Annotated in this window: 5 protein-coding genes; all 5 read left to right on the top strand. The window is 52.0% G+C overall.

Features of this window, described 5'->3' with window-relative positions; translation table 11 throughout:
- Window positions 1-102 precede the first annotated feature (102 nt).
- Complete coding sequence (locus MKJ04_RS06975) at window positions 103-3,261, top strand: SusC/RagA family TonB-linked outer membrane protein (protein ID WP_241640806.1); 3,159 nt, start codon at window positions 103-105, stop codon at window positions 3,259-3,261.
- Window positions 3,262-3,317: 56 nt separating this feature from the next.
- Window positions 3,318-4,850: a RagB/SusD family nutrient uptake outer membrane protein gene (locus MKJ04_RS06970; RefSeq protein ID WP_241640798.1), complete on the top strand. Its 1,533-nt coding sequence runs from the start codon at window positions 3,318-3,320 to the stop codon at window positions 4,848-4,850.
- Between the two features lie 118 nt (window positions 4,851-4,968).
- On the top strand, window positions 4,969-8,301 hold the full coding sequence (locus tag MKJ04_RS06965) for a VCBS repeat-containing protein (protein WP_241640788.1): 3,333 nt from the start codon (window positions 4,969-4,971) through the stop codon (window positions 8,299-8,301).
- 29 nt (window positions 8,302-8,330) lie between these two features.
- On the top strand, window positions 8,331-11,774 hold the full coding sequence (locus MKJ04_RS06960; RefSeq protein WP_241640786.1) for a VCBS repeat-containing protein: 3,444 nt from the start codon (window positions 8,331-8,333) through the stop codon (window positions 11,772-11,774).
- Between the two features lie 39 nt (window positions 11,775-11,813).
- Complete coding sequence (locus MKJ04_RS06955; protein WP_241640784.1) at window positions 11,814-13,205, top strand: vanadium-dependent haloperoxidase; 1,392 nt, start codon at window positions 11,814-11,816, stop codon at window positions 13,203-13,205.
- The last annotated feature ends 87 nt before the right edge of the window (window positions 13,206-13,292 follow it).

Below are 13,292 nucleotides of genomic sequence, written 5' to 3'. Positions count from 1 at the left end.
ATAACAAACCTTTTGCAACGAGTTCAATATAGTGCCGTTTAATATATAAACAAAATTGCTTTTGCTCCAGAAACTATAGTTTCACCATCTTAAAGCCATTGTATGAAAAAAAATTACACTACACCTCCTGGGCACCCACAGCATGCCTCAGCGAGTAGTTCCTTCAAAAAGAAAAAGTTCGCCATTCTGGTGGCGGCGCTATGCCTGTCGCAAGGTGCAGTGCAGGCTACTGCCCATTCTGGCTACGCTATGGACTTTGCCGCTGTGGTGCAAACCACGGAAGTGAAAGGTAAAGTTGTGGGTGATGATGGCCAAGGGGTGCCGGGCGCTACTGTGGTAGTAAAAGGCACTACTGTAGGTACTGCCACCAACGTGGATGGTACTTTTACCCTGAACGTGCCGAGCGGAAGCGGAACACTTGTTGTTTCCTTTATCGGTTACAAGACCCAGGAGATTGCAATCAACAACCGTTCGATGATCAACGTCACGCTTGCCACAGATGCCAGAGCACTGGAAGAAGTGGTGGTAACGGGTTATGGTACGCAGAAGAAGGCTGACGTAACGGGTGCCACGGCTACCGTAAATGCCAAAGACCTGAATGCAGGGGTAATCAACAACCCGATGCAGGCGGTGCAAGGCAAAGTAGCTGGTCTGAACGTGGTTTCAGGCGGTGGTGACCCAACCAACAACCGTCCGGCTATTCGCTTGAGAGGTACATCTTCTTTGAGCGCGAACAGTGAGCCGCTTATCGTGATTGACGGTGTGGCAGGTGCTGACCTGAACTCGGTTGCTCCAGAGGACATTGCCTCCATGGACGTGCTGAAAGACGCTTCTTCTGCAGCTATTTACGGTTCTAGAGGTTCTAACGGTGTTATCATCATCACGACCAAACGCGGAACTCCCGGCAAAACTACTGTTGAGCTTAGCAGCTATGTAGGTTTAGAGGAAGTGTCTAACACGCTTTCTTTTCTTTCCCCTGACGCGTTCGTGTCAAAACTGGATGAACTGGGTCTGGACCGAAGTGCCTTTGACTTTGGTGCCCGTACCGATTGGTTCGACGAGATCACGCGCAAGGCGTATAGCCAAAACTACAATGTAGCTGTTTCGGGCGGCACCGATAAATTCAACTACCGTGGTTCTGTGGTATACTTAGACCAGCCGGGTATAGCCCTCAATTCTGGTTTCGACCGCCTGAACGCACGCTTGAACCTGTCTCAGAAGGCACTGGATGATAAATTGGAGATCCAGTTGCTTCTATCACAGCAGGTGAGCAACAAGAACTTTGTAGATTATTTCTCTTTCCTGACTGCAGGCAGAATTAACCCAACGTTCCCGGTATTTAATGATAACGGCACGTATTTGCAGCCGAACGTTGAAGGGTTTGACGAATTTAACGGGAATCGCATCCCGGGTGGTTTCGAGATCGAGAACCCTGTAGCCAGAATGAAGCAGATTACCAATGAGGCCCGCGACAAGCAGACCCTGGCAAACCTTAAGGTTTACCTGGAGCCTGTGGAAGGGTTGAAGTTTGGTGTGAACACCTCGATTAATAACTACAACAGCCTGTTCGGTTTCTTCAGACCAAGCACGTTTAAAGCCAACAGCAACAACACTGCCAATGCAAGACGCGAGCAGCGTGAGGTGAACGACCGCCTGACAGAACTGACAGCGCAGTATAACGGCGAAGCTGGCGACCACAGATTTGACGTTTTAGGGGGTTATACCTACCAGAAGCTCACAAACGAAGGTTTCAGAGCTGCAAACAGCCGTTTCCCGGATGTTTTTGGTTATAATAACCTGGGAGCTGGTAACGCCAACATCGACGATACAAACTCCACAAACCGTGAGGTGAGTTCCTTTAAATCCGAGGCGATCCTGATCGGTTTCATCGGGCGTGTGAATTACTCATACAAGGATAAGTACCTCCTGACTTCCAATATCCGTCGCGACGGTTCCTCCCGCTTTGGAGAAAACAACCGCTGGGGTTGGTTCCCCTCCGTTTCTGTGGGTTGGAGAATTATGCAGGAAGACTTCATGCAGGGCGTAACATTCCTGGATGACCTGAAACTGCGTGTGGGGTATGGTGTGACAGGTAACCAGGAGGGCATTGCGGATTATGCTTCCCGTCAGTTGTACGGTCAGAGCGGATCTTACTTCACAAACGGTGGTTTCCAGACGGCCTATAAATTTAGCCAGAATGCAAACCCGGATCTGAAGTGGGAGACATCTGCCATGACGAACGTGGGTGTTGACTTTTCGCTTCTTAGCGGCCGCTTAAACGGTTCATTCGAATACTATAACAAGGATACGAAAGACCTTTTGTTTGATTACCCGCTTTCTATCGGCTCCAAGTATGGCTCCGATGCACTAACTGCTGTAACAAGCAGCATATTGGCAAACGTGGGGGAAATCAACAACAAAGGCCTTGAGCTTGCGCTGGATTACCTGGTACTCGATAAAACCGATTTCCAGTGGAGAACAAATCTTAACATGTCGCGCAACAAGAACAAGATTGTGTCCCTGAGCTCTGGTATTTTTGAGTATGATCCGTCAACACCCCGTACATACGGTGGTTTTGGTAGCGGGCAGGGTGGTATAGCCCAACCAGTCGTGTTGCAGGAGGGCAAGCCAATCGGTCAGTTCTTCGGCCCAGTGTTCGAAGGTTTTGGGCAAAATAGCGATGGTACACCTACCTACATTTTCAAAGATATAGATGGCAATGGAGAGATAGAGCCATTTGGGGGTGACCGCACATTCATTGGGGATGCCAACCCAGACTTGATCTTCGGATGGGGCAACAGTTTCACGTACAAGAATTTTGACTTAAATTTCCTGTTAAGAGGAGCCTTGGGGCATCAGATTGTAAACGGGCCATATATCTACTCTGCTAACCCGAACCGCTTCCCAAGTAATAACGTGATCGACGATGCCTTCTCAACAGGTATCCCAGATGGCTTATCACCTGCATTCTCCAGCCTTTGGGTAGAAGATGCGGACTTTATCCGGTTGGATAACTTCCGTTTATCCTATCGTCTGCCAAAATTCTGGAAATATATGAATAATGCGCAGGTATATGTTGCCGGTAACAACCTCTTTGTGATTACAGGTTACCGCGGTATTGACCCAGAGCCAAGGTTAGGAGCCACACGTGATATCTATGGCAGTTCTGACATTGCCGTGAACCTTTCTCCGGGTATAGAGCCGGTGACTTTCTATCCAAGAACACGATCCTATTCCATAGGCTTTTCACTGACGCTTTAGGATAGTCTTTAAAGAAAGTTTTGCAAACCAAACAGTAGTGAAAAACGACTTTTCGTATGAAAAAATATAAAATTAGAAATGTTTTAGTGGTTGCCTCTGTAGCAAGTATGCTGATGGGCGGCCAGGCATGTACCGATCTTGACGCTGAGGTTTTTGACCAGGCAGAGACCAGCCTATTCCCGGCAAACGAAGATGAATTGCTGTCTACGGTTGGTGCCACTTATGGCGATCTGCGCGGTTTTCTGGATCCTGTACTGGTACTGAATGAGGCAACTACGGACGAACTTGTAGTGCCAACCCGTGGGCCTGACTGGTATGACAACGCTTCGTGGCAGCAGATGGCCAAGCACGAATGGTCTCCTGTCTCGCCAGGCCAGATTAACGGCTCCTGGGAGTGGGCCTACCGCGTGATTGCGGGCGCCAACACCAACATAATTGGTCTGGAAAATAGCACACTCGAACTAGATGGCAAGGAAACAATAGTGAGTGAGGTGCACATGCTGCGTGCTTTCGCCTACTTCTGGCTACTGGATATGTTCGGAAACGTTGCTATTGTAACAGAAGACACCCCCGCAGGTAACGCGCCACAAAGCTCCCGGCAGGAACTATATGACTTTATTGAATCTGAGATACTAGCCGCGATCCCAAATCTAAAGGAAGAAGTGAATGTGACAACCTATAGCCGCTTCACAAAAGGAGCAGCCTATACGCTGTTGGCAAAGTTGTACCTTAACGCAGAAGTGTATACAGGCACACCACAATGGCAGAAAGCGCTGGATGCTACCAACCAAGTGATAAACTCTCCTGCAGGATATGAACTGAACCCGAACTACCTGACCAACTTTGCCATTAACAACGGTAATAATCCAGACGCTTATAAGGAAAACATCTTCGCGATTCCTTATGACAAAATACTTGCTGGAGGTATGAACATGCAAATGCGCACCTTGCACTATGCTCAGGGTTCTGTATTCGGACTGGCCGGAAACCCATGGAATGGCTTTGCGACAAGAGCAGAATTCTACAATACGTTTTCTGACAACGACAAGCGCAAAGCGATGTGGTTAGAAGGCCCACAGCTTAATAACAACGGGGAGGTGATTACCTTTGTTGATGCAGTGGATGGCCAATCAAAAGACCTTGTGTTTACTCCAAAAATCACTTCGCTTGATAAAGCCTTTGGTAACGAAGGTGTACGAAATGTGAAGTATGAGGTGCAGCGAGGCAACACCCGAAACGACCAGGACAATGACTTGGTGGTGTTCCGATATGCGGATGTATTGCTGATGAAAGCAGAAGCATTATTGCGTTTAGGTATGCCTGCAGAGGCGATTCTATTGGTAAATGAAGTGCGTGACCGTGCCGGAACTGGCCCTATTGTAAACCTGACTTTGGATGCGCTTTTAGAAGAGCGTGGCCGTGAGTTTGCCTGGGAAGGATGGCGCCGAAACGACATGATCCGTTTTGGGAAGTATACAGGAAGCACATGGGAGTTTAAAACCAAGACAGACCCTACACGCAAACTGTTCCCGATTCCGTCACTGCAAATCTCGAACAACCCGAACCTGAAGCAGAACCCGGGTTACTAATACACGGTGAACTTATAGAACCATATTATTCTTATAAAGAAAGCAAGTTGTAGAACTTGCTTTCTTTATTTAGATTCGTCGAAAAAGGCCGCTTCATACCCTGTGGGGCCCAAAAACCATGGTGCGAAAATACATACAACCGCTTACTTTAGCCCTTCTTGTCACCTGCGCTGCCTGCGGCAAAAAGGAGGCAACGCAAGAGGAGGACACGCTGTTCGACGACCTGCCGGCTGCCAGCACAAACGTTGACTTTATCAACAAAGTGGAAAGCACTGAGGAGATGAACATCTTCAACTACCGGAATTTCTACAATGGCGGCGGGGTGGCCATCGGGGATATAAACAACGACGGCCTGCCGGATATATACCTGACGGCCAACACCGGTAAGAACCGCCTATACCTGAACAAAGGCAACCTGCAGTTTGAGGACATCACGGAGCTGGCGGGCGTGGCGGGCAACCAAGCCTGGAGTACCGGCGTGACCATGGCCGATGTGAACGGGGATGGCTTGCTCGATATCTATGTATGCAATGCCGGCGAGGTAAACGGCGACAACCGCAAAAACGAACTTTTTCTGAATAATGGCACTGCCGGAAAGGGCATTCCGACCTTTTCTGAACAAGCCACTACGTATGGCCTCGATGATGAAGGTTATTCTACCCACGCCACTTTTTTTGACTATGACCGGGACGGCGACCTGGACGTGTACCTCCTGAACAACAGTTCATACCCGGTCGGAAGCCTAGGCTATACCAACCTACGCGGTCGGCGCGATGCGCTGGGCGGCGACAAACTGCTGCGCAACGACGACGGCAAGTTCACGGATGTGAGCGAGGCCGCCGGTATCTACGGCAGCCTTATCGGCTTTGGCCTCGGCATCACGATCGGGGACGTGAACAACGACAACTGGCCGGATATCTTCATCTCCAACGACTTTTACGAGCGCGATTATCTCTATATAAATAACCATAACGGCACCTTTACGGAGGCCAGCAAGGCCTGGATGCCGCATGAGAGCCTTTCTTCGATGGGGGCTGACATTGCCGACCTCAACAATGACGGCAACCAGGATATCTTCGTGACTGACATGCTTCCCGGCAACGATGTGCGCCTGAAACGGACATCCATGTATGAGAACTATGATCTGGCACAGCTAAAACTCTCCCGTGACTTCCACCACCAGTACATGCAGAACATGCTGCACCTGAACAATGGCGACAATACCTTTAGCGAGGTGGCGCGTTTGTCGGGCGTGCACGCGACAGACTGGAGCTGGGGCGCCCTGTTGTTTGACATGGACAACGACGGCCTGAAGGATATCTTTGTGGCCAACGGTATCTACCAGGACCTCACCGATCAGGATTTCGTGAACTTTCTGGGGAGCGAGGAAACGATGCAGAAGGCCAGGGAAGGTGGCGGCTATGCGTATAATAAACAGCTCATCGCGAAGATGACCTCCACGCCGCTTCCGAACTACGCTTTTCAAAACAAGGGAGACCTGCATTTTGCCAACCAGGCCAAAGCATGGGGGCTGGATAAGCCCGGTTTCTCTAACGGGGCTGCCTACGGCGACCTCGACAACGACGGGGACCTGGACCTGGTGGTGAACAACGTGAACATGCCAGTGTCCATCTATAAAAACAAATCCTCTGAAACGCTCAAAAACCACTTTCTGCGTGTGAAGCTGGAGGGCTCGGGTAAGAACCTCAATGGCATTGGTGCCAAGGTATACGTGTACCAGCCCAGCAAAACGGTATACCTGCAGCAGATGCCCAACCGCGGTTTCGAATCGTCTGTGGACCTGACGCTGGTGTTTGGCCTGGGCAAGGAGGCGAAGATCGATTCTGTAAAAGTAATCTGGCCGGACGATAAGATGCAGGTGCTGCAGCAGGTAAAGCCCGACCAGGAACTGGCATTGAAGCAGACGCAAGCCAACCTAAAGTTTATACCCGAGCCTGCAAAGGACATCCCCCCGTTTTACGATGCCACTCAGGAGTTGAAGCTGGACTATACCCACCAGGAAAGCAAATTTGTAGACTATAACCGCGATGCGCTTGTCAAGCAGATGTTCTCCACACAGGGCCCGGCCCTGGCTGTGGGCGACGTGAACGGCGACGGGCTGGAGGATGTGTACGTGGGCGGCGCGGCTGGTGGAGCCAAGCAGCTGTTTCTGCAGCAGAAAGACGGCACCTTCCGGGAAGGCACCTCTCCGGTGTCTAAGGAGGATGAGGCCAGCGAGGATATTGCGGCTACTTTCTTTGATGCGGACAAGGACGGAGACCTTGATCTGATGGTGGTAACGGGCAGCAACGAGTTCATGCCCAACTCCCCTCAACTCCTCGACCGGCTTTATATCAACGACGGCAAGGGCAATTTCAAAAAAGACAACCGCCTGCCCAACCTCAACACAAATGCCTCCTGCGTTACCACTGCCGACTTTGACCAGGACGGTGACATGGATGTGTTCATCGGGGGGCGCATGGTGCCGGGTGCCTATGGCTATGATGCGCCGAGCTATTTATACATCAACGATGGCACGGGCGGCTTTAAAAACTACACCAAGCGCTACCTTCCTAAAAATGAGCTGGGCATGATCACCGACGCAGTCTGGAAAGACCTGAACGGCGACACGTTCCCGGAACTGATTTTGGTTGGAGACTGGATGCCGGTGACCATTTATACCAACAAAAAGGGCCGGAGCTTCGGCGAGAAATATGAAGTGCCTAACTCCTCGGGCTGGTGGAACACCATTAAAGCCGCAGACATTAACGGAGATGGCGACACCGACTTTATACTGGGCAACTTAGGCCGTAACAGCCGCCTGACGGGTAGCAAATCCCAGCCTGCCTCCCTGTATGTGAGCGACTTTGAGAAAAACGGAACCGTGGAGCAGATCATCAGCTGCTATACCGAGGATGGCAAAGCCTACCCAATGGTGCTGAAACAGGATTTGGAGAAGCGGGTGCCGAGCATCAAGAAAAAGTTTGTGAAGTATGCCGACTATGCCGGGAAGCAGGTGAATGAAATCTTCTCGGAGGAGGAATTAAAGGAGGCGGTGGTAAAGCAAGTGAACAACCCGAACTCATCTATTTTGATAAATGGGGGGAACATGAAGTTTACGCTGGAGGCCCTACCACTGGAGGCGCAATTCTCGCCGGTATACGGCATCGAAACGCTGGATTATAACAACGACGGAAAGCTGGATATACTTTTGGCTGGCAATTTTTTCGATGTGCTTCCGGAACTGGGCCAGTATGACGCCAACTACGGGCTGCTGCTGGAAGGAAGGGGTAACGGAAAGTTCGTGGTCCGGAAACCAAAAGAGTCCGGTTTCTTCACGACCGGGCAGGTCCGAAACATGCAGCAGCTTACCAACGCCAGGGGGCAGTCCTATTTCCTGCTCGCCAAAAATAACGACAAGCTGCAGGTCTTCAGTATCCGAAAAAAATAGTACGCATACCACCCAATCTTTAGCCTCTTATGAACTACCAATTCACCCGATCTGCCAAACAGTGCTACCGCCCGCTCAGGGCAATGGGGGCATTTGTTTTAATTGCCACAGCGCTTTCTTTCTCTGGATGCAAGAATAAGGATGAGGTATCGGAGAAGGCCCTTTTTGAGCCGATCGACTCTACCCAAACGCATATCAGTTTCATTAACAAGCTGCAGGACACTGAAAAGCTCAACATCCTGAGTTACCTCTACTTCTACAACGGGGCAGGCGTGGCCGCCGGCGACGTAAACAATGATGGCCTGACAGACCTGTATTTTGTAGCCAACCAGGGCGACAACAAGCTATACCTGAACAAGGGCGACTTTACGTTTGAGGATGTATCGGATGCGGCGGGTGTGAAAGGGTATGCCGACTGGCAAACCGGCGTAACCATGGCCGATGTGAACGGCGACGGCTGGCTCGATATGTATGTGAGTGCCGTCGGGGATTACAAAGGCCTGGAGGGCGCAAATGAGTTATACATCAACAACGGGGTGGACGCGGATGGTCAGGTAAGCTTCACGGAAATGGCCGCCGACTATGGCATTGACTTCACGGGCTTCTCCACGCAGGCCGCCTTTTTCGATTACGACCGCGACGGTGACCTGGACATGTACCTGCTGAACCACGCCGTGCATACCTCACGCAGCTACGACCGCGTGAATGCGCGCAACCTGCGCCACAACGAGGCGGGCGATATACTGTTCGAGAACCAGCTCATCACCCCCACAGGCACAGCACCGGCAGGGCAGGTGGTAAAGTTTAAGAACGTGAGTGAGAAAGCGGGCATTTACGGTGCCGCCATGGGCTACGGCCTCGGCGTGGTGGTTGCGGACCTGAACAACGACGGCTGGGATGACCTCTATGTGTCCAACGACTTTCATGAGGATGATTATTACTATATCAACAACGGCAACGGCACTTTTACGGAAAGCGTGAAAGACCACTTCCGGCACCTGAGCCGCTTCTCGATGGGCTGTGACGCCGCCGATATCAACAACGACGGCTATCCGGACGTGATGACGCTGGACATGTTTCCGGAGGATGAACTGGTGGAAAAGACGTCGATGGGGGAGGACGCTTTCGATATTTTCCAGTATAAACTGCAGTTTGGGTATTTCAACCAGTATAGCCGCAACTGCCTGCAATTGAGCCATTCCGGGCAGAAGTTCTCCGACATCGGCCTGATGGCGGGTGTGGCGGCGACAGACTGGAGTTGGAGCACGCTGCTGGCCGATTATGACAACGACGGCATCAAGGACATCTTTATCTCCAACGGCATCGTGCGGCGGCCAAATAACATGGACTACATAAAGTTCGCCTCCACCGACTCCATGTATTATGCCCCTCAGATATCGAAAGAGCTGGATGACAAAGGCGTGGCCATGATGCCGGACGGCAAAGTGCACAACTACCTCTACAAAGGCACCGACAGCCTGCGCTTCAATGACAAGTCGCTGAGCTGGGGATTTGCCGAGCCGAACATTTCCAATGGTGCAGTGTACGCGGACCTGGACAACGACGGCGACCTGGAACTGATCACCAACAACATCAACCACCCGGCAGGCATCTACAAAAACAAAGGCGAGACGCTGCTGCAGAACAATTACCTGAAGGTCAGATTTAAGGGAGACAAGTATAACCAGTTTGGCGTTGGGGCAAAAGTATTGCTCAAGAGCAAGGGCAAAGTGCAGGTGCAGCAACTAACCCCAACGCGTGGCTTTATGTCGTCTGTGGAACCTGTGCTGAATTTCGGTTTGGGCAAGCTGGGTACCGTGGATACCCTCGTGGTAATTTGGGGGAGCCAGCGCGTGGAGATGCGGACGAACGTAAAGGCCAACACCACACTAGTGCTGGAGGAGGCTGCCGCGCAACTCCCGGCCTCAGCCTATTACAGTCTGTTTCAGACGCATGAACCACTGTTTGAAGACGTAACCAAGAGCTTCCCGGTAAACTATACCCATCAGGAGAACAGCTACCTCGATTTTTACCGCGAAAGCCTGATCCCTTTCAAGACATCAACCGAGGGACCGAAAATTGCGGTGGGCGATGTGAACGGAGACGGCCTAGATGACTTTTATATCGGCGGCGCCAAGTGGCAGGCTGGTGCCTTGTATACCCAACAGGCAAACGGCAAGTTTGTGGCCACGAACCAGGCCCTCTTCCAGGCTGACTCTACCTATGAGGATGTGGATGCCGTGTTCTTCGACGCCAACAACGACACCTTCCCGGACCTGTATGTAGTGACGGGCGGCAATGAGTTTTATGGCACCATGAAAGAGCAGTTCGACCGCCTGTACCTCAACGACGGCAAGGGCAACTTCACACGCAGCCATACCCTGCCCGCCATGTATGACAACAAATGCTGCGTGAAACCCTATGACTTTGATAAGGACGGCGACCTCGACCTGTTTGTGGGCGGCCGTGTGCTGGGCTACCAATATGGCATCTCGCCGAAATCATACCTGCTCGTGAATGATGGTAAGGGCCGTTTCACGGATAAAACCGAACAGTTGGCCCCCGAGCTTCGCAAGGCGGGTATGGTAACCGACGCCGTTTGGGCCGATTACGACAACGACGGAACGGTGGACCTGGTGGTAGCCGGAGACTGGATGGCCCTGACGATCTACAAAAACAAAAGCGGCAAGTTTGGAAAAGTGAACGAAAGCAACGGCCTGAGCGATGCAACGGGCTTCTGGCAAACCGTGCAAGCCGCGGACTTCGACAAAGACGGCGACCTGGACCTGATCGCGGGGAACCTGGGCACCAACACTAAATTCAACAAAAGGGGCAAGGAAAACCTGCGGATGTATGTGAAGGATATCGACGGAAATGAGAGCCTCGATCATATCCTGGCCTACCAACTGGACAACAACTGGTACCCGGTTGCCACCAAAGACGAGCTCGGGAAGCAGCTGCCGCTCATCAATAAAAAAATCACCGATTACAAAGGCTACGCCGGCAAGGCAGTGGAGGAACTTTTCGAGAAGGAGGAGCTGAAAGATGCCCGCGTGCTCGATGTGAATACCTTTGCATCTGTTTACTGGGAAAACCTGGGGAACGGAAGTTTCAAAAAACATAACCTGCCGCGCGAGGCCCAGGTGTCCAAATTATTCGCGTTTCAGGTAGCGGATGTGAACCAAGACGGCAATCTGGACATTATAGCAGGAGGCAACTTTTACGGCGTGAGCACCTATCAGGGCCGCTACGACAGCAGCTACGGTTTGCTGCTGCTGGGCAACGGCAAGGGCAGCTTTAAGCCAGTAGAGGTGGCTGATGCCGGTATTGTGATGAACGGCGAGGTGCGCGACATTAAAACGCTGCGCACGGCAGACGGTGAACTGATGCTGGTCGCCCGCAACAACGAGCCGATGCAGGTGTTTAAAAAAGTAACCCGCGACGCGGCCGAGACAGTAGCCCGCATCAAGTAAACGAACTATAAATCGATCAGAAGCATAAACGATATCGCCTTGTTAAAAAACAGAATCCGCAACGTGAAAAAGCATTCTCTCCTGACCAGCATACTTGTTCTGATTATTGCCGCATTGGGCGGTTGCCAGCAAAAGCAGGTGGATTATAGCCAGGCGGCGGCCAACCCGGCGTTTCTGCACCAGTCTGTGGGAAAGCTGACGGAGGTGATTACGCATGATATCTTCTCGCCGCCGGTGGCCAGCCGCGTGTATGTATACCCGCAGATCGCAGCCTACGAGGTGCTCCGCAACGAGCATCCGGAGTACCAGTCGCTTACGGGGCAACTGACCAATTTTGAGGGTATCCCCCAACCGGCAGCAGACTCTATATACTGCTATCCCTTGGCCAGCCTCAACGCCTTCCTGACGGTGGGTCGCCAGTTCACCTTCTCTTCTGTTATGTTTGATGCCTATGAGGAGGAACTGTATGAGAAATACCGCAAGATGGGTGTGCCAGAGGATGTGTTTGCACGCTCTATACGGTATGGGCAGGCCGCCGCGAAAAGCATTATCGCTTATGCCAGCGAGGATGGCTACAAGCAGACGCGCGGCTACCGGCACAACGTGTCGCAGGCCGAAGGGCACTGGGTGCCGACGCCACCGGCCTATATGGATGCCATTGAGCCTAACTGGAACAAGCTGCGTCCCTTCGTGATCGACTCCTGCAGTCAGTTTGCGCCACCAAAGCCCGTAGCCTATAACCCTACGCCGGGCAGCGATTTTTATAAGGAGGTGATGGAGGTATACGATGCCACCACCAACATGACGAAAGAGCAAAGGGAGATCGCCAGCTTCTGGGATTGCAACCCCTTTGTGATGCACACCACTGGGCACGTGATGTATGCGACCAAGAAAATAACGCCGGGCGGCCACTGGCTTGGCATCACCGGCCTCGCCACCCGCAAGGCCAACGCCGACATGATGCAGACGCTTGAAGCCTATACCCGCGTGTCGGTGGCCCTGGCCGATGGCTTTATCTCCTGCTGGGATGAGAAGTACCGCAGCGACAAGATCCGGCCGGAGTCGGTGATCAATGCGCTGGTGGATGAGAAGTGGGTGCCGCTCTTGCAGACGCCTCCGTTCCCGGAATACCCGAGCGGGCATAGCGTGATATCGAACGCTGCCGCCGTGGTGCTTACGGATCTCTTTGGGCCGTCTTTCGCATTTGCCGACTCTACGGAAGTGACATATGGCTTGCCGGTTCGCTCGTTCACTTCTTTTGAGGCCGCCGCCGAGGAAGCCGCCATCAGCCGCTTGTACGGTGGCATTCATTTTATGCCGGCCATCGTAAACGGTGCAGCAGAAGGCAAGCAGGTAGGCACGTTCATTGTCTCGAAACTGAACACACGCAAGCGCGCTGAAAAACCCGCCGCAGTCGCCAGTAGCAACTAAAGTTTTACAGCTATCAAGCGCAATTTATACCTGCATCAACCTAAACAACATCTCCCAAAGCGGCACCTGAGGCTACAATGCTACCTG

This window comes from Pontibacter sp. E15-1 (assembly GCF_022601975.1).
Classification (GTDB): Bacteria; Bacteroidota; Bacteroidia; order Cytophagales; family Hymenobacteraceae; genus Pontibacter.
The sequence above is the reverse complement of the archived record's forward strand: the minus strand, read 5'-3'. Positions and strand labels throughout refer to the sequence as shown.

What these genes read in the sequence shown, in the direction of transcription:
- MKJ04_RS06975 (WP_241640806.1), top strand. Translation starts at nt 103, where the DNA reads ATGAAAAAAAATTACACTACACCTCCTGGGCACCCACAGCATGCCTCA.
- MKJ04_RS06970 (WP_241640798.1), top strand. Translation starts at nt 3,318, where the DNA reads ATGAAAAAATATAAAATTAGAAATGTTTTAGTGGTTGCCTCTGTAGCA.
- MKJ04_RS06965 (WP_241640788.1), top strand. Translation starts at nt 4,969, where the DNA reads ATGGTGCGAAAATACATACAACCGCTTACTTTAGCCCTTCTTGTCACC.
- MKJ04_RS06960 (WP_241640786.1), top strand. Translation starts at nt 8,331, where the DNA reads ATGAACTACCAATTCACCCGATCTGCCAAACAGTGCTACCGCCCGCTC.